We start from the raw sequence: 25,826 nt of genomic DNA on the forward strand, positions 1-25,826 counted from the left end.
TCTTATTTTAACCACCAAGTGATACCGCGAATATTATCAGCTCCACCGAATTGGCTATTTAATGCTTCTTGTAATTTAGCCTGATTTCTATTGTATTCTGTTTGTGGATATAGCCATCTTGTAGGAGGTGTTATTCCTTCTTGTATTTTAAACTCAGGATATCCTGTACGCAAATGGTCGTAATAAATCGTCCAATTCGATTGGTGAAACATAGTAATATACTTCTGAGTCAGAATCTGTTTTAATTGTACATTCAGACTTCCTGTTTGATACTTCACCTTAGACTGATTTATATAATTGATAAAAGCTTCTTTTATATAATAACTAGCCATTCCCTTCGCATACGTATTATAGAAATTAAAGTTTGCCTCTATCGCTTTATTATAAAAATCAGCTGCACTACCTCCTATCCAGTTACGCGCTACAGCCTCAGCTAATATAAACTGCAACTCAGAATAACTCAATATAGAAGTAGGCTCGTTAGTAGGATCTAAATAATAACGACTCTTGATTTTAGAAATATTCTTGGTTTGCACTAACTTTTCATTCTCTGCATAAGGCACTGTAGGATCCCCTCCATTATATCCACTAAAATCTGTAATAGGTAAACCTTTTTCTAATGCTGTTGACGTTTGTTGTGCAAAAGCAAATAACCTAGGATCTTTTAAATCTTGTAGTAAATTAATAAATGTTCCTGACATATACATACTTGATCCATAAGAACTTGAGTTAAACTGAGGATAGCGACTACCTGCTTGATCGAAATACATAAGTTGTCCACTATCTGCATTACTTTCTAATAGGTTTCCTGCGTTATATATTTTTGCAAATTGTTCTGCTACTTGAATCGTACCAACTGTTTTTTTCTTAGATAAACTCATCAATACCTTTAATTGATATGAGTTTATTAACTTTTTCCATTTATCAGTATTTCCTCCATAGATTATATCTCCTTTAATAGAGGGTTTGTTTTGAATCATAGAGGCTGCTAATTCCAATTCTTTTAAAACTCCTACAAAAACATCTTCTTGTTTATCATACTTAGGGAAAGGAACTTTCTTCTCTCCTAATAAGGCTTCTGAGTAAGGTACATCACCGAAGGTAATCGCTAATTCATAAAAGAACCTAGCTTTAAGAAAATGACCTACCGCTATATATTCTTCCTTATTGGTACGTTTCGCTTCATCCATCATTTTTTGTACTTGTAACAACTCCTGATACGCTGAAAAACTAGAACTATTCCACTTAAAGTATTGACTAGTATTCTCTCCATCTGTCTGAATAATCATTCTAGAAGCATACTCTTTGCTAATTCCATTTAATGCAAAAGCTGACTTACTTACTTTGGGCAATAGTAAATAAGGATCTGCCTCTTTTACTCGGTTAGGGTCTTCGCTTAATTTATCTAAATCTTGACAACTCCCCATTGATATAATTACTAGAGCTAATGCAGCTATTTTTATATATTTTTTCATTTGTATCAGTATTAAAATTTAATATTCACTCCTAAACCTACCCATCTCGTTGATGGATCTTGAATATCATTAGAAGTAGTGATTTCGTAATCTGGATCAGAATAAAGTCCTTTTGATTTTTTCCATATCAATAAGTTATACCCTGTTAAAGAAGCTGATAACTGAGTAATTTTCTTAGATTTAATCATCGCTGTAAAGTCATAAGAGATAGCTAGTGTTCTTAGCTTAAAATACGTTCGATCAAATACGTTCGCGAATAGTTTATTCTCTTTCTCTGTTACTCGAGCACGATAAGGATAATTCTGTGCCCAACTTTGCCAACTTACTGCTCCTGTATGCTTTTGGAACTGACGTGTATCAGATACTACATTGCCATTTACATCTGTAATTAATTCTCCAGATACTATATTTACTCCTTCTGGTACATAAATAGGTTTACCTGTAGCATACTCCTGATCTCTATATTGGGTTGATTTAGGATGTTTTCCTCCCCACCACATTTTTTCTACCACTTGAGAGCGAGTAACTCCTCCCCATATTCCATCTATACCAATATTTACATTCCACATTTTATACTTAAAGTTATTATTCCACCCTAAAGTCCATTTAGGATCGAAGTTTCCTAGTTTAGTAGCTTGCTTATTCCCTGTTGGCATTCCTGTTTTAGCATCTAAGATTACTTGACCATCTGGAGCTTTCATCCATTCTATATCGTAATAAGAATCTGCTCTATCGTTCAATTTTAAATTTCCGTATTTAGCAACGCCTCCATGTATCTTCGTAATTCTTCGTTCTCTTGTACTCCAATTTATAGTAGAGTTCCATTGAAAATCATCTTTTTTAATCACGGCTCCTGATAGACTAAGTTCCCATCCTTTAGTAGTATATTCATTTCCGTTAAGCAACATATTATCAAAGCCTGAAGCTTCTGATACTGGGAATTTAATTAAGAAGTTAGAATCCAATACTCTATAATAAGTCAAGTCAAAGTTTAATCGCTTATTAAAAAAGGCTGATGACAATCCTAGTTCAAAAGATTTAGATTTCTCTGGTAGAAGACTTAAATCTAATATAGAATTAGGATACTCTACCATAGGATTACCATTAAATGAAGGTGTAACTGGAGAATAAGCTGACTGCAACTGGTAAGGGTCTAAGTCACTTGACACCTGAGCCCATGAAGTATATAGTTTTAAATAATCTACTTGTTTTGGCATTTCTATCAGATTAGATAACAATACACTCAAAGAAGTAGAAGGGTAAAAATATGACCTATTTTCTTTTATTAAACTTGATGACCAGTCATTTCTAGCGGCAAATGTAAAGAAGAACGAGTTAAAGAAATCTAACTCTACAGTACCATATACACTATTTACAGCTTTCTTTTCTAGACGATTCTCTGCTGTCACAGGACCTGTAGAATTCCCTAGATTATATACCCCTGGTACTGTTAATCCATCTGCTGCAGAATAACTTCTGTTGTACTGACTATATCTAGACGCTGCCCCCAGCATTGACATCTATACTCATATAGTCAGTTAGATCCTTCGTATACATCGCTAAGAAATCATATTCTAGTTTTAAATCTTTAATATTATTGATACTAAAACCACCTTCTCTACTAGCGCTGTAATTAAAGTAAGATTTAGGACTCTGTAACTCTTCTTTATTGCTTGATGATACTACAGAAGCTCTTCCTTGAAACTTTAGGTCATCCGTAGCATCATATCTTAACGCCATCTGTCCTGTCACAATATCTTTATTCCAAATTCTCTTAAAATTTTCAACCCCAAACCAAGGGTTATTATACCACGCATAATTCCAGTTCGCTTGGCGATATCCTTCCATACCAGGTACCCATAGATTATTCTTTAAGTCTCTACCATTCACATCTGACCCCAACCATATTAGGACAGTATACATATGCCCACTCGGATTATAGTCGTAATTAGGAATATTAGGAGAATAGATATTTGCATAAGTAAGTTTAGCATCTAACGCTAGTTTCTCTGTTAATTGAGTTGTTGATTTAAAAGAAAGGTTACCTCTATATAAACTCGTATTCGGTACGCGATCTTTATTATAGTTAAACTCCCCTCCTAGTCGATAAGATGTTTTCTCACCTCTATTAGCAACAGAAAAGCTTGTTCTTGAGTTCACTCCTGTCTCTAGAAATTCTTTTAAGTTATCGTGATATTCCCATGCTATAGGCACACGCTCATATCTAGACTTATCATTGTACATTGTCCCTTCAACGTTTCCATACCAGTTAATTACTTGTCCTGTTTGCTTATCACGAATAGGGCTATTCCACTGAGCTATTTTTAACCCTGGTGTAAACTTAGGCCCCCAGTTCATATCTCCATCACTAATACCACCGTCTTTTCCATCCCAGAATTCATATTTACCATCTGATCCGTTACCATACTCTTTTTGTGTTTTTGGATAGACTGTAAATCCTGCACTTATCATCGTGTTCTGTGTAAGCGTCACTTCTAGTCCTTCTTTTTTAGCTCCTTTAGTTGTGATAAGGATAGCACCATTACGCCCACGAGCCCCGTATAGAGCAGAAGCACTTGTTCCCTTCAGTACATTAATATCTGCTATATCTTCTGGTGCTATATCATAAAAATCTGTATCTACAGGGATATTATCTACGATGACTAAAGGAGTTTTTCCCCTAAGAGAGAACTTAGATCCTTGTAATAGTCCAGGAGCATTAGACACCTGAAGTCCTGACACCTGTCCTGATAATAAACTTCCCATATTAGGAGTAGCTACCTCTTGAGTTCTAGCGACATCTACTTTTTGTGTAGAATACCCTACTTTCTTTTCGGCTTTACTAATACCTAAAGCAGTAATAATAACCTCGTCTAAAGAAGAACTCTGTGGTGCTAAAGCTACCATCACAGTCTGCTGTACTCCTACAGGCACCTCTTTATTATTATATCCTATAAATGAAAATACCAATATATCAGTGTCCATTACTTCTATTTTAAATGCTCCATCTAGATCAGTACTAGTACCTTCTGCTGTATTTTTTATAGACACTGATGCTCCTGGTAAAGAAACACCTGATTCATCTACTACACTTCCTTGAAGTGTACGCTTTTCTTGAGCATAAACAAGGGTTACACAAAAGAATTGGAGAATAACTCCTATAAGTAATTTTTGTTTCATTTGATCATGTTGTTATTATGTACTCAAATCTAGACTAGGCATTTTATCTAAATATTAACACAACACTAACTAATCACTATATTCTCATTTTCAAAATGATAGATTTTAAATAATCACTTAACTATATAGAAACAATATCATAAAAAACATTACTCTATCTTAACCTCACGAAGATGCTTAAACATATTACTTTCATAATACAGTTCATTTAACTACATTTAATTTTTCTTATTCTAGTATATATAACACATGAACACACCTATTTTAAAAACACAAGAACTGAGTATAGGGTACCCACTAAAGAAAGGACATTATAAAATAGTTCAGCAACAACTGAATATTGAATTAAAGCCAGGTACACTGACTTCTCTTTTGGGGATTAATGGAATAGGAAAATCCACTTTATTAAGAACACTATCTGCTAACCAACAGATAATAAGTGGAAAAATACAATTATTAGGAGAAGAGCTACACACTTACAGCAACTCAAAATTAGCGACCATCATCAGTATAGTACTAACAGAGAAAATACCAGTCTCTGAACTAACAGTAAGAGAATTAATACAGATAGGAAGAACTCCTTATCTAAATCATTATAGTACCTTAACCGACAAGGACTATACACTAATAAATAGAGCTATAGAACTAACATATATACAAGAGCTAGTCGATAGGAATATGAGCCAACTCAGTGATGGGCAGTTACAACGTGTGCTCATCGCTAGAGCCATCGCTCAGGATACACCTATCATTATCTTAGACGAACCTACTAATCACTTAGACTTGCATCATAAAGTAGCCCTGTTTAAACTACTGCGAAAGTTAGCCCATGAAGAACAGAAAGCTATTCTATTCTCTTGTCATGATATGGATTTGGCCATCGCTTTTAGCGATGATATTATTGTACTCAAAAAAGATTCGAATACACAGGGAGAAACTGACACACTAATAGAACAAGGGGTCTTCGACAACTTCTTCGAAGATGAAAATCTTAGCTTTGATAGAACACAAAAGCGTTTTATCCTTGCGGAGTAGTTGAGCTATTATGTCTCTTATTCTTAGAGATATTCTCTATCGTCCATTCTATCTGATGTTCAAATTCGGCCTGACGATAAGCACAATTCTCCACTTTACAGATCACACATGAGAAGGGCTTACAGTCATCCATGTGAACGAATAACTCCATATCTGCTCCGAACTTCTCGATTATCTCCTGTTCTAATTGTTCTACTTCTTTATGTCCTTCGACGATATTAAAATACCATGGTATGGTCATATGACAGTCAAAGTGTAATACTGCTCCATACTTAATAATACGTAGATTATGAAGATCTATCCAGTTAGCTCTGCGGTGTTCTTGTAGATATTCTACAACTTCTTTTAACAAAAGTTCATCCGTTTCGTCCATTATACCAGATATCGCACCACGTACAATCTTGTATCCCGTGACAATAATAATCCCTGCAAATAATAATGCAACACCACTATCTAACCATCCATATCCCGTAAAATAAAGTAAAATCAAACCGATAATAATACCTATAGTAGAATAGGTATCTGACTGAAGATGTCTACCGCTCGCCACTAAAGCAAGCGACTTATTCGTTTTTCCTTTTTTAATAGCGTACCAACCTAGAATATAGTTTACTACTGCTGTTATCGCTACAAGGATAATTCCGTAATCTAGTTGTCCTACAGGTTGTGGATGTAGTAAATTACGCACTGCTTCGAAAATAATCACTAGCCCTGCTAGAATAATCATTCCCCCTTCTACAGTGGCCGAAATAAACTCTACCTTTCCATGCCCATAAGGGTGATTTCTATCTCGGGGTAATGCTGATAAATATAAACTATATAGTCCTACAAAGCCACTAATCACATTAATGACACTTTCTAAGGCATCTGTCAATATAGCTACTGAATGCGTTAAAGACCAAGCAAGTATTTTAATAACAAATAATAATACTCCTACTATGGCTACTATCTTCTGAAATTGATAATTTTCTTTTGCTTTAGTATTCATACTGGCTTAGATTATAATTGATCTACTTCTTTTACTTCTCCTACTTGCATCCCCTCTAATGATATCTCTCCGATGCGCACACGCACTAATCTTAGTGTCGCATGTCCTACATGAGCTGTCATCTTTCTTACTTGTCTAAACTTACCTTCTGTCAGGACTATACGTACCCAACTCGTAGGACCATGTCTCTCATCTCTAATACGTCTGCCTACTCCTACCCACTCCGGTAATTGTTCTAATCGTTCTGCTACACAAGGCTTAGTTAAGTATTTCTCTCCTTTTACTCCGATAAGCACTCCATTTCTCATTTGTTCTACAGCCTCTTCTGAGATAACACCATCTACCTGCGCATAATACTCCTTTTCATAATGTGCTCCTCTTACGCGCTCACTAGTCATCCCGTCTGTAGTCAAAAACAGCAATCCCTCAGAATTCTCATCTAATCTACCGATAGCCATAGTCCCTTCTGGAAAATCATATAACTCTCCTAACTTATGCTTGGTTCTCTTCTTCTCGTATATGAATTGGCTGATATAACCATGTGGTTTATATAACAAAAAATGTCTATGTGTAGATTCCATTATTAATGTCTCTATGGGGATTTATTCTGCGGACAAAGTTAGTTATTAAATAGAGTATGATTATTAGGATTTGATTATAATTTATTTCTAATGTGTTATCTCTCTTACTTACTTTCTACTACGGCATTCATATTATTCATAAAGGTATCTATAGCCTTAATATATCGCTCTCCATGTGTGGTATCAGACAACGCCTGAAATCCCTGAAGATGAGCCCCTTTATACAAAACCACTTCACTCTTAGCATTCAGAAACTTAGCTCGATAACTATCATTAGGAGACGTCAGTCCATCCCTATCTCCTGCAAAATATAAGACTGGTAAAGTCAGCTTACTCAACGCTAACTCATACTGTGCTGCACTGCTAGGCAATGTGTACTCTTTCTCTAAAAACTGTTTTAGCTTACTAATGATATCCTGCGGACTAGATACAAACCCTTCTGCTATCAAGAAATCAAACTTCAAATCTGTATATAATAATGTACTAGTTATCGTGCCCATCGAAAGGGCCCAAACACCTACTGGCTGCTCAAATCTCTTCTGACTATACTCTACTACTGCTTTTAAGTCTGTGACGAATTCGTCATAATACAGCTGTGTCTCTATCATATCGAATGCCTGACTCTCTCCATATCCTCTATAATCAAACATCACGACAGTATACCCATGCTTCGCTACTTCTAAGACTTGTCTTACATAATAAGACATATTGCCTGCATCGCCATAGGCTAATACCAAGACTTTCTTTAAGTCCTTATCCTTAGGTGGAAAACAAATCCAAGATTTCAATTTATAATCATCCTTCGTTACAATCTCTAAGGCTTCAAAATTCACTGTCGAATTAGCAGGATGATCTACATACTCCTTCAACGGCTCTACTGCCCAAGACATATAACTGATTAATACTAAAAATATAGATAGAATAATTCTCATCTCAACTCTTATTTTGTTTCTTCACTCAAATATACAATTTTACAATAGTCTGACGCCATTAAACTTACTTTCTAACAATAAGTTCCTAACCTCCTTTCCCTTCTTCTAAATTTCAATAGTACAGATAGTCTAAAAAAGAAGCATTTATTTTTTTGTTATTTAGGATAAAAAAGAGTTTAAAAAGCTTCTATTTCAGAAAATTCACTACATTTTTTCTCTAATTGACTCCTTTTAGCCATTTTATAAGCCCATTATTGAAAAAAACACCTTCTTTTTTTATTTACTCAAAAAACACAACGTACTAATAAACAACAAATTAACCTCTTTTAATAAATTTACAACAAATTTAAACCTAGTTATAAACCCAACAAATACGGACTATACAGCCAGATCCTTCGACAATACATGGACAATAAGTCGAGTTTAGTGGAGCTAGAGGCACTTTTGTCCAACAAACCTCCTTTTATATTCCTCGTATTCTCCACTCACTTGGTACTATATTGCATTATATAAATACCCGTCCCTTCTTGATAGATTTACAACAAGCCACAGATATATAAATAAAACACTACTATTATATCTAAGTATCAATACTATAAATCATCTCCAATAGAAAACATCAATTCACCTAGAATATAGATTAACGAGCAAATAAAAAGAGCTGTTTATCAATTTCAATGAACAAATTCAAAAAGGAGGGTTTTAATACAATGTCCGTAAATCCTTTAAAAACAACTGGTTTTTATAGCTGAGACTTATCTTTTTAATAATAGCCTAGTGATAATCCTTCTAATCAACTTTTAATTATTATTTTTGTTACACTAAAATATTATACATTATGCAACATATCATTGACCGTTTCATCAGTTATGTAACTGTTGATACTGAATCTGATTCATCTTCAAATACTTGTCCAAGTACTGAGAAACAATGGGATTTAGCTAACAAATTAGTTGAAGAGTTAAAACAAATAGGTCTAGAAGACGTAACTATCGATGAGAACGCTTACATCATGGCTACATTACCTAGTAATGTAGATCACGAAGTGCCTACTATCGGGTTTATCGCACACTTCGATACTTCTCCTGACTTTAGTGGTGCTAATGTTAAACCTCAAATCGTAGAAAACTATGATGGTGGTGATATCGTATTAAACGAAGAGTTAAACGTTGTTTTATCTCCGTCTTACTTTAAAGACCTTCTTCAATATAAAGGACAAACGATCATCACTACTGATGGTACGACTTTATTAGGAGCTGATGATAAAGCAGGGATCACAGAGATCGTATCTGCTATGGAATATCTAATCCAACATCCAGAAATCAAACATGGTAAAATCCGTATCGGATTTACACCTGATGAAGAGATCGGAAGAGGAGCACACTTATTTGACGTTAAAAAATTCGGTGCTGAGTGGGCGTATACTATGGATGGTAGCCAAATCGGTGAATTAGAATACGAAAACTTCAATGCTGGGTATGCTAAACTTACTTTTAATGGTAAAAGTGTTCACCCAGGATATGCTAAAGGTAAGATGGTTAACTCTATCTTATTAGCAAACAAATTTATGTCTAAATTACCTAAAGATGAAGTTCCTCAAAAAACAACAGGTTATGAAGGATTCTTCCACGTACATACTGTAACAGGTAGTATAGAAGAGTCTGTGGTAGAACTAATCATCCGTGACCACAACCTTAAGAAATACGAGAAACGCAAAAAGCTTGTTGCTAAATTAGCAGATAAGTTTAATAAAAAGCATGCTAAGAAATTTGGTGGACCTATCGTTAACTGCGAAATCGGTGACCAATACTTCAATATGCGTGAGAAGGTAGAACCTGTGATGCATATCGTAGATATCGCTGAGGAAGCTATGAAGCAATTAGATATCAAACCATTAATCAAAGCTATTCGTGGTGGTACTGATGGTTCTCAACTTTCTTATATGGGATTACCATGTCCTAATATCTTCGCTGGAGGACATAACTTCCACGGAAAATATGAGTATGTACCTGTAGAAAGCATCGTTAAAGCAACACAAGTAATCGTTAAGATCGCTGAGCTTACTGCTGCAAAAGCAAAGTAATTCTTATTTGACTATATACAAAAAGGAGATTCTGATGAATCTCCTTTTTGTATTTCTACCTTTTATAATATTACATACTACTTTACAGTATCACTATTGCCTAGCAAATGTTTCTTTAGTTCATTCTCTTGTTCTCTTAACTCCACTTCTACAGCACGTCTCTTTTCTTTTCCTTCTTCTTGGATACGCACTATGTCATCAATAGTGTTAATAATATCAGAGTTAACCTTGCGAATAGTCTCTATATCTACGATACCTCTCTCTGTCTCCTGTGCGATCTGAACTGTAGAGTCTCTAAGCAACTCACTATTGCGACTCAATAATTCGTTAGTCGCATCTGTCACGGCACGTTGTGCTCCTAGTGCCTGCTGTGAACGAGCTATACCAAGTGTCAAGACCATCTGATTTTTCCATAATGGAATAGTGTTTACAATACTTGATTGTAACTTCTCCATTAGCATCAAGCTATTGTTCTGTACCATCCTGATCTGTGGAGAAGACTGAAGAACAACCATTCTAGTCAACTTTAAATCATGTACCTTTCGGTCAAATCGAATTACTTGTTGTTCTAAATCTTTATACTCTTGTATCTTCGCTGGATCATTATCCTTCTCCGCTTCAGCTTTTAATTGTGGTAATTCTACTGTATTTAATTCTTTTAGTTTCTCTTCTCCAGCTGCTATATATAAAGACAACTCATTAAAGTAATTCTTATTCTCTTCAAACAGCTTATCGAACATCGCTACATCTTTCATCATAATCTTATAATGACGTTCTAGCTGAAGTTCTATAGCATTGATATTGGTTTCTACTTTACTATACTGGGTCTGAAGACGTGCTATCTTTTTCTTAAATGAATCAAACATTGGGAATAAGCTTTTCTTATTCGCAATACCTTCAAAAGACTTTACTTCTTCTTTTAAATTGACTAATACACTAGAAGTTTCTCCTAAATCCTTCGTCTGTACTTGTTTTAATATTTCTGTAGCAAAAGTACTTGCTTTTAACTGACTATTAGCTCCATACTGTATCACTTGAGTTGTATTACTTAAGTCAATACCTTTCTTATATGATTCGATTTGTTTTAGTTCTTGTGGCGTGAACTCTACATTCACTGAAGGTGCTAACACGTTCTCATCACGCATTTGTTGAATATCTTTTTCCATAACTTCTTTTTATAATAAACCTCTATTTTTTAGATCTTGTATATAGACTTCAGAATCTAAATCTATGGTTAAATGGTTAAATCTCGTTTTATTACTTAATTCATTTTCGAATGCACTAATAACACTAAGAAGGGTTGTTCTTATTTTACTTTCAGCTAATCGAATAATATCATTATCTAATTTTGATAATTCTATCTGATGATACTGTTGTAACATATTTTCTATAGAGTAAGCGTGTCGTTCAATAAACAATTCGCTGATATGCTTATTATCTTTAGTAATAGATTTAGTCAACTGAATCATGCTAGCAATACTTCCTCTTACTTCTTGTTGTTTTATCTCTTGTTGCCAAGTTACTAAATGATCTATAAAATCACTAACAGACAATACTTCTGATATTTTCTTTCTGCGCATAAAGTCTAAATAGTCATAATCAGTATTCCATCTTATTTTAATAATAGACTTAAGGTGCACTCTCCTCAAGAATTCTTTTAAATACATAGCGATAACCAATGCACCACTCAAAAGAATAGCAAACAACAAAATGTCTAATCTACCAGAGTCCTTATAAAAGAGATACAGAAAATAACCTCCTACATATAAACCACTCCATAAGATACTAGCAATAACTAAATTCTTAATCTTACCTACCACTCCCATATAAAGCATAGCCAATGGAGGTAGTACAAAAGGAAAGAGAATAGCTAAATAACTAAGCCACCCTACTTTTAACTCCCAATTTTTAGATTGATGTGTAAACCATCCCATTATAACAATCCTTTTCCTTTTAATACTGATAAATAAACTGAAGCTTCTCCATCTACTGTTAGAACTTGAGTCTCTATTATCTTAGATAGCTCGTTCTCTAATGCAATTCGTGCATACTTAACTAAGTTTTCTAACTTAGATATAGATTGCTTTACTTCGTTATTTATATGATAGCTATTATTCAACTCTATATACTGAATTAAAGCATTCTCTATAGTAGACACATGACGTTCTAACAGCAAATCAGTACTAGCTGATTCTTTTAGTACTATAACGTCTATTAAGCGAAGAATCTCATCGATCTCATTAACTATACTAGGATTAGATATCTGTCTTCTAAATGTCCTTAAATTAGCCATAAAAGACTCTTTTAATGACTCTGAAGACTGTACATCTTCCAGCTGTTCCATGATTACATAATAATTGTATTCTTTGTTCTTTTCTAACTTAATATAGTTTTTTAAATCTAACCTCTGTAGATACTCAGGTAAGTACAGTGCCAAATACACAACATAAATATAAAAGCTTATATAATTCAACGTTAACAATGAAACAGGGCTTTCTCCTGCTAAATAAACAAATAAAGCAATCAATAAAACTAATAAGTAAACAAGTGAAATCAAGAAAGAGGTCTTAATCCAACGCGTAACCTTTACTTGATAGCCAAATATCATCACCACTAAAGGGGTAAGAACTCCTAAACTTAAAAAGCTAATAATACCTACAGTACCTAATAGTACAAGCCCTTCCCTTATTTCCCAAGTCTTATTTCGGTTAGTAAACCACCCCATTTATATTTGTTTAATAGATATTTTAAAGATATTAAAATATTCTATAATACTCAATAAATTACACTTAAGCAGTTACAAGATTATAAAGTAAATTCATAAAAGAAATGACATACTTGAGTTTACTACATAAAAAAAGCCCCAACATAAATGTTAGGGCTTTTGAAATTTATAGGTTAGGAATTATTTTCCTTTCTCCATTCTTTCTTTTAATTCAGCTAAAGCGTCGATATCACCTAAAGTTGTTTTTTCTGCAGAATTATTTGCAGTTTCAACAGCTTTTACATTTTTCTCTTCTTCTTCACGGAAGATAGAAGTGTGAGAAGCAACTACTCTTTTGAATTCTTTGTTGAACTCAATAATTTTGAATTCAGCAGTTTCACCTTTTTTCAACTTTTTACCGTCTTCTTTTTCTAAGTGACGAGTTGGGATGAAAGCTACAACATCATCTTCGAATACTACAGTAGCACCTTTGTCAACTAATTCAGAGATTTCTCCTGAATGTACAGTTCCAACAGCGTAAGCATCTTCGTATTTATCCCAAGGATTAGCAGTAGTTTGTTTGTGTCCTAAAGATAATTTACGTCCTTCAACGTCTAACTCTAATACAACTACGTCTAATTTATCTCCTACGTTTACAAACTCAGATGGGTGTTTGATTTTCTTAGTCCAAGATAAGTCAGAGATGTAAATTAATCCATCAATTCCTTCTTCTAATTCTACAAATACACCGAAGTTAGTAAAGTTACGAACGATACCATTATGTTTAGAACCTACAGGATACTTAGAAGTGATATCAGTCCAAGGGTCTTGAGTTAATTGTTTGATACCTAAAGACATTTTTCTCTCTTCTCTATCAAGAGTTAAGATAACTGCCTCTACTTCGTCTCCTACTTTAACGAAATCTTGAGCTGATCTTAAATGAGTAGACCAAGACATTTCAGAAACGTGGATTAAACCTTCAACACCTTCAGCAACTTCGATGAAAGCACCATAATCAGCTAAAACAACTACTTTACCTTTAACTTTGTCACCAACGTTTAAGTTAGCATCTAAAGCATCCCATGGGTGAGCGTATAATTGTTTTAAACCTAATTGAATTCTTGTTTTCTCATCATCAAAGTCTAAGATAACAACGTTTAATTTTTGGTCTAATTCTAATACTTCACTTGGGTGATTGATTCTTGACCAAGATAAGTCAGTGATGTGGATTAATCCATCTACACCTCCTAAGTCAATGAATACACCGTAAGAAGTGATGTTTTTAACAACACCTTCTAACACTTGACCTTTTTGTAATTGACCGATAATTTCTTTCTTTTGAACTTCGATATCAGCCTCGATAAGTGCTTTGTGAGATACAACAACGTTTTTGAATTCGTGGTTAATTTTAACTACTTTGAATTCCATTGTTTTGTTCACGTATTGATCGTAATCACGGATTGGTTTAACGTCAATTTGAGAACCTGGTAAGAATGCTTCGATTCCGAATACGTCAACGATCATACCACCTTTAGTTCTACATTTAACGAATCCATTAACAATCTCTCCAGACTCGTGAGCAGCGATAACTCTATCCCAAGCTTTGATTGTACGAGCTTTTCTGTGAGATAATACTAATTGTCCGTATTTATCTTCTCTTACGTCGATTAATACTTCAACTTTGTCTCCAACTTTTAAGTTTGGATTGTAACGGAACTCGTTTAAAGAAATAACACCTTCAGATTTAGCGTTGATATCAACGATAGCGTCTCTGTCAGTAATTCTAACTACAACTCCTTCTACTACTTCTTCGTCATCAGTAGAAATAAATGTTTTTTCTACTAGGCTTTCGAATTCTTTTAATTGAGTCTCTTCAACTGCATCGATACCATTTTCGTAGTTTTCCCAGTTAAAATCCTTTAAGAACTCTTCTTGTGTTTTAATATTTTCAGACATCTCTGATAAAAAATTTGTATTCTAGATTTTATAAGTTTCTATATATCAGAATAAAATACTAGAAGTTGTTTAACATTTAAAATAAACACCCTTAGCGAAACTTCTCTGAACTAAAAGCGGTGCAAAAGTATAACTTTATATTATATATACAACTATATAATAACATAATTTTATTATTAATAGCTTGCTAATCAATCTCATTATAGAACAAAAAAGGTCTATGCTATAAGCGATAGACCTTAATTATATATTAAAAGAATTAAATATCTAATTAGTCATGTTTAACTTCTCGTTATCACTAGTTGAAGCTTTAGCTTTTTTATTAAATATCTTAATAAACTTACTATTCTTATATAAGTCCCAGTTCATTAAACCTACACTTAATAATACAACTACTAATCCTCCAATTTGTAAACTAGTGATAATATCATCTGTAAAGAAATAGCTCAATGCCACAGCTACAACAGGATTAACATAAGCATAAGTACTAACCTCTACTACTGGTCTATTCTGAATTAGCCAAATATAAGAGCCAAAAGCTAAAATAGAACCAAAAGTTATTAGATATCCTAATGAAAACCATCCTGACACAGACACTTCTATAGGATCAAATGCAGCAAACTCTCCATTTAATAATGCTACTAAACAAAATAGCACACCTGCAGTAATCATCTGCCAAGACGTTTTAACCATAACATGAAGATCTTCTCCTTCATCAGTATTCTTATCTTTAGAATATTTCGAATACAATGATCCAGCTGTCCAAGCTATAGATCCTAAAATCAGCAATACCATACAGAAAATATTCAACAGACGTTGTGATTCATCACTAGCAATATTAATCTGTTCAGCAAATAACATAATCACACCAACAAAACCAAGAATCAAACCTAATACAGTTGGTATACTTGAAAAGTTATTCTTCCATTGAGGCTTATCCAATATGACAAACCATAAAGCTGCTGCTGCTGCCATAATAGCGGCAATACCACTAGATACATGTTGTTCTGCCCAAATCAAAGCCCCCATATCAATAAATAGTAATAAGAACCCAGTAATACATGCTTGCTTAACTACTTTCTTATTAAACAATTTATACCCTTTCATTTTACAGTAAGTCAATAAAAGAATACTTGCACTAAAGAAACGTAACGTTCCTAAAACAAAAGGTGTAAAATCACTTAATGCTTTGTGAATAAAAAAGAATGTTGATCCCCAAACAAAATATACAACGATATAAGCTGCAACAACAGTGCTTTTACTTGTGCTATTTGTACTAACTGCTCCCATAACTAATACTCTAACCTTTCTGGTATAATTAATTTATTTTCTTCTTTAACTGTTTGTAAAACTATAATTGTTCTAGTTGAAATAATTCCTTGAATTCTTGATAGTGAATTTCTCATTAAATGCACTAAAGCTAATGAATCTGTTGTTCGTACTTTAATCATATAACCATCATCACCTGCTATATCATGAACTTCTAAAACTTCTGGAATCTCTGCCAAGAGTCTCCCTGTTTCTTCATCTCCAATAATTTCATCAACTTTAATAAAAATAAAAGAAAGCATTTTTTGATCTAAAGCTTTAGGATTAACCTTTGCATGATAAGCTAATAGAACATCCTTATTCTCTAACTTCTTCACTCTTTCCAATACTGCAGAAGGAGCCATACCAAGTTCCTTTGCTATATCTGAATTATTAATTCTAGCATTATCCTGCATCATTCGCAGAATCTTTAAATCAATCTCATCTAACTTATACTCCATCATATCGTATTTAACGAGTGCAAAGATACATACAAAAAGAATTATATACAAACATTTTAAATAAATTTAGAATATAATTCGGTCAATTATTTTAATAACAGAATTATATACAAATAAAAAACAAAGAAATAGAATTGTGGGGAAGTAAAAAAAGATAATATACAAAAATAGAACAACATATTGTCTGCAGAAACAAAATACGACTAACCCAAATAAACAAAAAATCCCCAACCTCATACGAGATTGGGGATTCTATAAAGAAAGGCGGCGACATACTCTCCCACTGGTTAGCAGTACCATCTGCGCTAGCGGGCTTAACTTCTCTGTTCGAAATGGGAAGAGGTGAGCCCCGCTGCAATAACCACCTTAAATCGGTTGTTACACAATTAGCGTAACTAATATTTTTAACTATATTGATATTTTAAACTTAACTATACCTTAGAAAGTTGCCCTCCCCTTGTATTAACAAGGGGAGATTCACATAAGCTTACGGGTTATTAGTACTACTCGACTTTGACATTACTGTCTTTACATCTATAGCCTATCAACGTTGTAATCTCCAACGACCCTTTAAAGAAATCTCATCTTGTGGTGGGTTTCGCACTTATATGCTTTCAGCGCTTATCCCTTCCCAACGTAGCTACTCTGCGATGCCCCTGGCGAGACAACAGATGCACTAGAGGTTGGTCCAATTCGGTCCTCTCGTACTAGAATCAGATCCACTCAAATTTCTAACGCCCACAGTAGATAGAGACCGAACTGTCTCACGACGTTCTGAACCCAGCTCGCGTGCCACTTTAATGGGCGAACAGCCCAACCCTTGGGACCTTCTCCAGCCCCAGGATGTGACGAGCCGACATCGAGGTGCCAAACCCCCCCGTCGATATGAGCTCTTGGGGGAGATCAGCCTGTTATCCCCGGCGTACCTTTTATCCTTTGAGCGATGGCCCTTCCATGCGGAACCACCGGATCACTATGCTCTACTTTCGTACCTGTTCGACTTGTTAGTCTTTCAGTCAAGCTCCCTTATACCATTGCACTCTACGCACGGTTACCAAGCGTGCTGAGGGAACCTTTAGAAGCCTCCGTTACTCTTTTGGAGGCGACCACCCCAGTCAAACTACCCACCAAGCAATGTCCTCCCCAATAAGGGAGTTAGATCTCAAATAAGCAAAGGGTGGTATTTCAACAATGACTCCACAACGCCTAGCGACGCCATTTCACAGTCTCCCACCTATCCTACACATCACTTATCCAAGAACAATACTAAGCTATAGTAAAGGTGCACAGGGTCTTTTCGTCCCACTGCGGGTAATCGGCATCTTCACCGATACTACAATTTCACCGAGCTCATGGCTGAGACAGTGTCCAGATCGTTACACCATTCGTGCAGGTCGGAACTTACCCGACAAGGAATTTCGCTACCTTAGGACCGTTATAGTTACGGCCGCCGTTTACTGGGGCTTCAATTCAATGCTTCTCCGAAGATAACATCTCCTCTTAACCTTCCAGCACCGGGCAGGTGTCAGGCCCTATACGTCATCTTACGATTTTGCAGAGCCCTGTGTTTTTGATAAACAGTCGCCTGGACCTTTTCACTGCGGCCAGCTTGCGCTGGCGACCTTTCTCCCGAAGTTACAGGTCTATTTTGCCTAGTTCCTTAGCCATGAATCTCTCGAGCGCCTTAGGATACTCTCCTCGACTACCTGTGTCGGTTTACGGTACGGGTACTAATAATCTAAGTTTAGAAGCTTTTCTTGACAGCCCTTAGGCACACTATCTCGTTGTCCGAAGACTCAAAGTACTATCGCATTTCTCCAAGTTCGACGCATTTTACTATCAAACCTATAGGTACGTGCTTCAACGAACTATTCCGTCAGTTCGCGGTGCTTTCATCACTGTGTCACTCCATCACAATTATTAGTAGTACGGGAATATTAACCCGTTGGCCATCGACGTCCCCCTTCGGGTGTGCCTTAGGTCCCGACTAACCCTCAGCTGATTAGCATAGCTGAGGAAACCTTAGTCTTACGGCGGGGGTGTTTCTCGCACCCCTTATCGTTACTTATGCCTACATTTTCTTTTCTAAAAGCTCCAGCAATTCTCACAAATCACCTTCTGCGCCGTTAGAATGCTCCCCTACCACTCACGCAACTAAATGCGCAAATCCATAGCTTCGGTAGTATACTTATGCCCGATTATTATCCATGCTCGATCGCTCGACTAGTGAGCTGTTACGCACTCTTTAAATGAATGGCTGCTTCCAAGCCAACATCCTAGCTGTCTGGGCAATCAAACCGCGTTTTTTCAACTTAGCATACATTTGGGGACCTTAGCTGATGGTCTGGGTTCTTTCCCTCTCGGACATGGACCTTAGCACCCATGCCCTCACTGATGACTATCATTACTTAGCATTCGGAGTTTGTCAGGAATTGGTAGGCGGTGAAGCCCCCGCATCCAATCAGTAGCTCTACCTCTAAGTAACTATCGATCATCGCTGCACCTAAATGCATTTCGGGGAGTACGAGCTATTTCCGAGTTTGATTGGCCTTTCACCCCTACCCACAGGTCATCCGAAAACTTTTCAGCGTTAAACGGTTCGGTCCTCCATTTAGTGTTACCTAAACTTCAACCTGCCCATGGGTAGATCACACGGTTTCGCGTCTACCACTACTGACTTAAGCGCCCTATTAAGACTCGCTTTCGCTACGGATCCATGACTTAATCACTTATCCTTGCCAGCAACGGTAACTCGTAGGCTCATTATGCAAAAGGCACGCCGTCACCCCACAAAGGGGCTCCGACCGCTTGTAGGCGTATGGTTTCAGGATCTGTTTCACTCCGTTATTCACGGTTCTTTTCACCTTTCCCTCACGGTACTGGTTCACTATCGGTCTCTCAGGAGTATTTAGCCTTAGCGGATGGTCCCGCCAGTTTCAATCAAGGTTTCACGTGCCCCGACCTACTCAGGATACCACTATTCTTATCTTCTCTTACTTATACGGGACTATCACCCTCTTCGGTTTACCTTTCCAGGTAATTCTAATTAAATCCGCAAGAAATCTCGTGGTCCTACAACCCCAAAATTGCCGTAACAACTTTGGTTTGGGCTATTCCGCGTTCGCTCGCCACTACTTACGGAATCACTTTTGTTTTCTTCTCCTCCGCCTACTTAGATGTTTCAGTTCAGCGGGTTCGCCTCCATATTGGATAGTATGTCTTCAACATACTGGGTTGCCCCATTCGGATATCTACGGATCAATTCGTGTGTGCCAATCCCCGTAGCTTTTCGCAGCTTATCACGTCCTTCTTCGCCTCTGAGAGCCTAGGCATTCCCCATACGCCCTTATTTTGCTTATGTGCTTACAATTCTTTCGAATCGTACTTTCTATATATTTCTATATCTTTTTTATTCTTTCTAACTGTTTTGTTAGTTAAGTTTTATCAATATGTCAATGAACTTGTGGCGAATCGCCACTGATAATTAAACCAGTTTTGATTTTATGCCGTAGTGGAGAATATCGGAGTCGAACCGATGACCTCCTGCGTGCAAGGCAGGCGCTCTAGCCAGCTGAGCTAATCCCCCGTATCTAGTGTTTGGTTAACAGCTTACAGTTAACAGTAACTTTTGGGCGGTTAGTTTAACCTCTAGTATTTCCTTTAAATTAGTATTTTAGTAGTCCCGGGCAGACTCGAACTGCCGACCCCTACATTATCAGTGTAGTACTCTAACCAGCTGAGCTACGAGACTCTGTATTACTTAATTCTTTTATTCTTTTTTTGGTATTAACAGCGAGAGTAAAGTATCATACTTCTATAATTATTCTCTAGAAAGGAGGTGTTCCAGCCGCACCTTCCGGTACGGCTACCTTGTTACGACTTAGCCCTAGTTACTAGTTTTACCCTAGGCAGCTCCTTGCGGTCACCGACTTCAGGTACCCCCAGCTTCCATGGCTTGACGGGCGGTGTGTACAAGGCCCGGGAACGTATTCACCGGATCATGGCTGATATCCGATTACTAGCGATTCCAGCTTCATAGAGTCGAGTTGCAGACTCCAATCCGAACTGAGACAAGCTTTGGAGATTCGCATCCTGTTGCCAGGTAGCTGCTTTCTGTACTTGCCATTGTAGCACGTGTGTAGCCCAGGACGTAAGGGCCGTGATGATTTGACGTCATCCCCACCTTCCTCACGGTTTGCACCGGCAGTCTTGCTAGAGTCCCCGCCTTAACGCGCTGGTAACTAACAATAGGGGTTGCGCTCGTTATAGGACTTAACCTGACACCTCACGGCACGAGCTGACGACAACCATGCAGCACCTTGTAAATTGTCCGAAGAAAAATCTGTTTCCAAATCTGTCAATCTACATTTAAGCCCTGGTAAGGTTCCTCGCGTATCATCGAATTAAACCACATGCTCCACCGCTTGTGCGGGCCCCCGTCAATTCCTTTGAGTTTCATTCTTGCGAACGTACTCCCCAGGTGGGATACTTATCACTTTCGCTTAGCCACTCAGTCCGAAAACCGAACAGCTAGTATCCATCGTTTACGGCGTGGACTACCAGGGTATCTAATCCTGTTCGCTCCCCACGCTTTCGTTCATCAGCGTCAATAAATACGTAGTAACCTGCCTTCGCAATTGGTATTCCATGTAATATCTAAGCATTTCACCGCTACACTACATATTCTAGTTACTTCCATACTATTCAAGTCAAACAGTATCAATGGCCGTGTCTTAGTTAAGCTAAGAAATTTCACCACTGACTTATCTGACCGCCTACGAACCCTTTAAACCCAATAATTCCGGATAACGCTCGGATCCTCCGTATTACCGCGGCTGCTGGCACGGAGTTAGCCGATCCTTATTCTTACAGTACCGTCAAGTCCCTACTCGTAGGGAGGTTTCTTCCTGTACAAAAGCAGTTTACAATCCATAGGACCGTCATCCTGCACGCGGCATGGCTGGTTCAGAGTTGCCTCCATTGACCAATATTCCTCACTGCTGCCTCCCGTAGGAGTCTGGTCCGTGTCTCAGTACCAGTGTGGGGGATCTCCCTCTCAGGACCCCTAATCATCGTTGCCTTGGTATGCCGTTACCACACCAACTAGCTAATGATACGCATGCCCATCTTATACCGATAAATCTTTATTATCAATACGATGCCATATCGATAAACCATGGAGCATTAATCCGAATTTCTTCGGGCTATTCCCCTGTATAAGGTAGGTTGCATACGCGTTACTCACCCGTGCGCCGGTCTCAAAAAAGCAAGCTCTTTCTACCCCTCGACTTGCATGTGTTAGGCCTGCCGCTAGCGTTCATCCTGAGCCAGGATCAAACTCTTCATCGTATATTTTTAATTTCGTAAATTAAAAAAAGTATAATTCCAAATCTTGCGATTTGCCTTACTCTCTTATTTGTATGCTGTCAATCCAATATGTTTATGAACGTGTCTTCTTATTTTATTCCCACTTGTTTTTCAAAGCGAATGCAAAAGTAGAACTTTATTTTTTACAATCCAAATGAATTTGAATATTTATTTAAAGTTTTTCCTTTTTTCAGTAAAATTTGTAGATAAAAAATCCTCGCTAGAAAATCAGCGAGGATTTCTAAAGAAAGGCGGCGACATACTCTCCCACTGGTTAGCAGTACCATCTGCGCTAGCGGGCTTAACTTCTCTGTTCGAAATGGGAAGAGGTGAGCCCCGCTGCAATAACCACCTTAAATCGGTTGTTACACGATTGAGCGTAACTAATATTTTTAACTATATTGATATTTTAAACTTAACTATACTTTAGAAAGTTGCCCTCCCCCTGCCTTAGCAGAGGGAGATTCACATAAGCTTACGGGTTATTAGTACTACTCGACTTTGACATTACTGTCTTTACATCTATAGCCTATCAACGTTGTAATCTCCAACGACCCTTTAAAGAAATCTCATCTTGTGGTGGGTTTCGCACTTATATGCTTTCAGCGCTTATCCCTTCCCAACGTAGCTACTCTGCGATGCCCCTGGCGAGACAACAGATGCACTAGAGGTTGGTCCAATTCGGTCCTCTCGTACTAGAATCAGATCCACTCAAATTTCTAACGCCCACAGTAGATAGAGACCGAACTGTCTCACGACGTTCTGAACCCAGCTCGCGTGCCACTTTAATGGGCGAACAGCCCAACCCTTGGGACCTTCTCCAGCCCCAGGATGTGACGAGCCGACATCGAGGTGCCAAACCCCCCCGTCGATATGAGCTCTTGGGGGAGATCAGCCTGTTATCCCCGGCGTACCTTTTATCCTTTGAGCGATGGCCCTTCCATGCGGAACCACCGGATCACTATGCTCTACTTTCGTACCTGTTCGACTTGTTAGTCTTTCAGTCAAGCTCCCTTATACCATTGCACTCTACGCACGGTTACCAAGCGTGCTGAGGGAACCTTTAGAAGCCTCCGTTACTCTTTTGGAGGCGACCACCCCAGTCAAACTACCCACCAAGCAATGTCCTCCTTACACAAGGAGTTAGATCTCAAATAAGCAAAGGGTGGTATTTCAACAATGACTCCACAACGCCTAGCGACGCCATTTCACAGTCTCCCACCTATCCTACACATCACTTATCCAAGAACAATACTAAGCTATAGTAAAGGTGCACAGGGTCTTTTCGTCCCACTGCGGGTAATCGGCATCTTCACCGATACTACAATTTCACCGAGCTCATGGCTGAGACAGTGTCCAGATCGTTACACCATTCGTGCAGGTCGGAACTTACCCGACAAGGAATTTCGCTACCTTAGGACCGTTATAGTTACGGCCGCCGTTTACTGGGGCTTCAATTCAATGCTTCTCAACAATTACTCATCGATAACATCTCCTCTTAACCTTCCAGCACCGGGCAGGTGTCAGGCCCTATACGTCATCTTACGATTTTGCAGAGCCCTGTGTTTTTGATAAACAGTCGCCTGGACCTTTTCACTGCGGCCAGCTTGCGCTGGCGACCTTTCTCCCGAAGTTACAGGTCTATTTTGCCTAGTTCCTTAGCCATGAATCTCTCGAGCGCCTTAGGATACTCTCCTCGACTACCTGTGTCGGTTTACGGTACGGGTACTAATAATCTAAGTTTAGAAGCTTTTCTTGACAGCCCTTAGGCACACTATCTCGTTGTCCGAAGACTCAAAGTACTATCGCATTTCTCCAAGTCTGACGCATTTTACTATCAAACCTATAGGTACGTGCTTCAACGAACTATTCCGTCAGTTCGCGGTGCTTTCATCACTGTGTCACTCCATCACAATTATTAGTAGTACGGGAATATTAACCCGTTGGCCATCGACGTCCCCCTTCGGGTGTGCCTTAGGTCCCGACTAACCCTCAGCTGATTAGCATAGCTGAGGAAACCTTAGTCTTACGGCGGGGGTGTTTCTCGCACCCCTTATCGTTACTTATGCCTACATTTTCTTTTCTAAAAGCTCCAGCAATTCTCACAAATCACCTTCTGCGCCGTTAGAATGCTCCCCTACCACTCACGCAACTAAATGCGCAAATCCATAGCTTCGGTAGTATACTTATGCCCGATTATTATCCATGCTCGATCGCTCGACTAGTGAGCTGTTACGCACTCTTTAAATGAATGGCTGCTTCCAAGCCAACATCCTAGCTGTCTGGGCAATCAAACCGCGTTTTTTCAACTTAGCATACATTTGGGGACCTTAGCTGATGGTCTGGGTTCTTTCCCTCTCGGACATGGACCTTAGCACCCATGCCCTCACTGATGACTATCATTACTTAGCATTCGGAGTTTGTCAGGAATTGGTAGGCGGTGAAGCCCCCGCATCCAATCAGTAGCTCTACCTCTAAGTAACTATCGATCATCGCTGCACCTAAATGCATTTCGGGGAGTACGAGCTATTTCCGAGTTTGATTGGCCTTTCACCCCTACCCACAGGTCATCCGAAAACTTTTCAGCGTTAAACGGTTCGGTCCTCCATTTAGTGTTACCTAAACTTCAACCTGCCCATGGGTAGATCACACGGTTTCGCGTCTACCACTACTGACTTAAGCGCCCTATTAAGACTCGCTTTCGCTACGGATCCATGACTTAATCACTTATCCTTGCCAGCAACGGTAACTCGTAGGCTCATTATGCAAAAGGCACGCCGTCACTTCACGTAGAAGCTCCGACCGCTTGTAGGCGTATGGTTTCAGGATCTGTTTCACTCCGTTATTCACGGTTCTTTTCACCTTTCCCTCACGGTACTGGTTCACTATCGGTCTCTCAGGAGTATTTAGCCTTAGCGGATGGTCCCGCCAGTTTCAATCAAGGTTTCACGTGCCCCGACCTACTCAGGATACCACTATTCTTATCTTCTCTTACTTATACGGGACTATCACCCTCTTTGGTTTACCTTTCCAGGTAATTCTAATTAAATCCGCAAGAAATCTCGTGGTCCTACAACCCCAAAATTGCCGTAACAACTTTGGTTTGGGCTACTCCGCGTTCGCTCGCCACTACTTACGGAATCACTTTTGTTTTCTTCTCCTCCGCCTACTTAGATGTTTCAGTTCAGCGGGTTCGCCTCCATATTGGATAGTATGTCTTCAACATACTGGGTTGCCCCATTCGGATATCTACGGATCAATTCGTGTGTGCCAATCCCCGTAGCTTTTCGCAGCTTATCACGTCCTTCTTCGCCTCTGAGAGCCTAGGCATTCCCCATACGCCCTTATTTTGCTTATGTGCTTACAATTCTTTCGAATCGTACTTTCTATATCTTTTTTATTCTTTCTAACTGTTTTGTTAGTTAAGTTTTATCAATATGTCAATGAACTTGTGGACCTTTGTCCTAGTGGAGAATATCGGAGTCGAACCGATGACCTCCTGCGTGCAAGGCAGGCGCTCTAGCCAGCTGAGCTAATCCCCCGTATCTAGTGTTTGGTTAACAGCTTACAGTTAACAGTAACTTTTGGGCGGTTAGTTTAACCTCTAGTATTTCCTTTAAATTAGTATTTTAGTAGTCCCGGGCAGACTCGAACTGCCGACCCCTACATTATCAGTGTAGTACTCTAACCAGCTGAGCTACGAGACTCTGTATTACTTAATTCTTTATTCTTTTTTTGGTATTAACAGCGAGAGTA

12 protein-coding genes, 4 tRNA genes, 5 rRNA genes and 1 pseudogene are annotated in these 25,826 nt (G+C 38.1%); 2 read left to right on the forward strand and 20 right to left on the reverse strand.

Translation table 11 applies throughout. The features are described 5' to 3' along the window. Positions 1–2 precede the first annotated feature (2 nt). The gene (locus BK054_RS01160; RefSeq protein WP_006264377.1) at positions 3–1,475 is read right to left on the reverse strand and encodes a SusD/RagB family nutrient-binding outer membrane lipoprotein; all 1,473 of its coding nucleotides are present in this window, start codon (positions 1,473–1,475) and stop codon (positions 3–5) included. Positions 1,476–1,486: 11 nt separating this feature from the next. Further along, positions 1,487–4,655 (reverse strand): annotated as a pseudogene (locus BK054_RS18770) (SusC/RagA family TonB-linked outer membrane protein). A 249-nt stretch (positions 4,656–4,904) separates the two neighbouring features. Between BK054_RS18770 and BK054_RS01170 the strand changes: the two are divergent. Continuing rightward, complete coding sequence (locus BK054_RS01170; RefSeq protein WP_006265948.1) at positions 4,905–5,690, forward strand: ABC transporter ATP-binding protein; 786 nt, start codon at positions 4,905–4,907, stop codon at positions 5,688–5,690. Here BK054_RS01170 and BK054_RS01175 read toward each other — a convergent pair. The 3 genes from BK054_RS01175 to BK054_RS01185 form a co-directional block, all read right to left on the reverse strand. Then, positions 5,674–6,678: a cation diffusion facilitator family transporter gene (locus BK054_RS01175; RefSeq protein ID WP_006258789.1), complete on the reverse strand. Its 1,005-nt coding sequence runs from the start codon at positions 6,676–6,678 to the stop codon at positions 5,674–5,676. The two genes, BK054_RS01170 and BK054_RS01175, sit on opposite strands and share 17 nt — an antisense overlap. An 11-nt stretch (positions 6,679–6,689) precedes the next feature. Then, positions 6,690–7,259 carry a pseudouridine synthase gene (locus BK054_RS01180; RefSeq protein ID WP_006258790.1) on the reverse strand — a complete coding sequence of 190 codons (570 nt, stop codon included), beginning with the start codon at positions 7,257–7,259 and terminating at the stop codon, positions 6,690–6,692. A 104-nt stretch (positions 7,260–7,363) separates the two neighbouring features. After that, complete coding sequence (locus BK054_RS01185) at positions 7,364–8,191, reverse strand: alpha/beta hydrolase (protein ID WP_006265949.1); 828 nt, start codon at positions 8,189–8,191, stop codon at positions 7,364–7,366. 838 nt (positions 8,192–9,029) lie between these two features. On the opposite strand from BK054_RS01185, the gene pepT reads away from it, so the two are divergent. Further along, positions 9,030–10,274 (forward strand): peptidase T, encoded by a 1,245-nt coding sequence (gene pepT, locus BK054_RS01190; RefSeq protein WP_006258792.1) that lies wholly within the window; start codon positions 9,030–9,032, stop codon positions 10,272–10,274. Between the two features lie 77 nt (positions 10,275–10,351). Here pepT and BK054_RS01195 read toward each other — a convergent pair whose 3' ends face one another. The 15 genes from BK054_RS01195 to BK054_RS01265 all read right to left on the reverse strand — a co-directional run bounded on the left by BK054_RS01195 (position 10,352) and on the right by BK054_RS01265 (position 25,777). Further along, the gene (locus BK054_RS01195; protein ID WP_006258793.1) at positions 10,352–11,440 is read right to left on the reverse strand and encodes a toxic anion resistance protein; all 1,089 of its coding nucleotides are present in this window, start codon (positions 11,438–11,440) and stop codon (positions 10,352–10,354) included. A 9-nt stretch (positions 11,441–11,449) separates the two neighbouring features. After that, positions 11,450–12,208: a hypothetical protein gene (locus tag BK054_RS01200; RefSeq protein WP_006258794.1), complete on the reverse strand. Its 759-nt coding sequence runs from the start codon at positions 12,206–12,208 to the stop codon at positions 11,450–11,452. Beyond that, complete coding sequence (locus tag BK054_RS01205) at positions 12,208–12,999, reverse strand: hypothetical protein (protein ID WP_006258795.1); 792 nt, start codon at positions 12,997–12,999, stop codon at positions 12,208–12,210. Before BK054_RS01205 ends, BK054_RS01200 begins: the two co-directional genes overlap by 1 nt. 180 nt (positions 13,000–13,179) lie before the next feature. Next, positions 13,180–14,934: a 30S ribosomal protein S1 gene (gene rpsA / locus BK054_RS01210; RefSeq protein ID WP_006258796.1), complete on the reverse strand. Its 1,755-nt coding sequence runs from the start codon at positions 14,932–14,934 to the stop codon at positions 13,180–13,182. Between the two features lie 267 nt (positions 14,935–15,201). After that, on the reverse strand, positions 15,202–16,224 hold the full coding sequence (locus BK054_RS01215) for an EamA family transporter (RefSeq protein ID WP_006258797.1): 1,023 nt from the start codon (positions 16,222–16,224) through the stop codon (positions 15,202–15,204). A gap of 2 nt (positions 16,225–16,226) precedes the next feature. Beyond that, the gene (locus BK054_RS01220; RefSeq protein ID WP_006261921.1) at positions 16,227–16,703 is read right to left on the reverse strand and encodes an Lrp/AsnC family transcriptional regulator; all 477 of its coding nucleotides are present in this window, start codon (positions 16,701–16,703) and stop codon (positions 16,227–16,229) included. A gap of 259 nt (positions 16,704–16,962) precedes the next feature. Next, a 5S ribosomal RNA gene (gene rrf, locus BK054_RS01225) occupies positions 16,963–17,072 on the reverse strand. A 108-nt stretch (positions 17,073–17,180) separates the two neighbouring features. After that, positions 17,181–20,064: ribosomal RNA gene (locus tag BK054_RS01230) — 23S ribosomal RNA — on the reverse strand. Between the two features lie 151 nt (positions 20,065–20,215). Beyond that, positions 20,216–20,289, reverse strand: a tRNA-Ala gene (locus tag BK054_RS01235). A gap of 91 nt (positions 20,290–20,380) precedes the next feature. Beyond that, positions 20,381–20,454 (reverse strand) — tRNA-Ile (locus BK054_RS01240). An 80-nt stretch (positions 20,455–20,534) separates the two neighbouring features. Next, positions 20,535–22,052 (reverse strand): 16S ribosomal RNA (locus BK054_RS01245). A gap of 264 nt (positions 22,053–22,316) precedes the next feature. Continuing rightward, positions 22,317–22,426 (reverse strand): 5S ribosomal RNA (gene rrf, locus BK054_RS01250). A 109-nt stretch (positions 22,427–22,535) separates the two neighbouring features. Next, positions 22,536–25,429, reverse strand: a 23S ribosomal RNA gene (locus BK054_RS01255). Together the 16S, 23S and 5S rRNA genes with 4 tRNA genes alongside form the textbook arrangement of a ribosomal RNA operon. Before the next feature lie 109 nt (positions 25,430–25,538). Beyond that, positions 25,539–25,612 (reverse strand) — tRNA-Ala (locus BK054_RS01260). Positions 25,613–25,703: 91 nt separating this feature from the next. After that, a tRNA-Ile gene (locus tag BK054_RS01265) sits at positions 25,704–25,777 on the reverse strand. Between the last annotated feature and the right edge of the window lie 49 nt (positions 25,778–25,826).

Source organism: Myroides sp. ZB35 (genome assembly GCF_001865835.1).
In the GTDB taxonomy this organism is placed as follows: domain Bacteria; phylum Bacteroidota; class Bacteroidia; order Flavobacteriales; family Flavobacteriaceae; genus Flavobacterium; species Flavobacterium odoratimimum.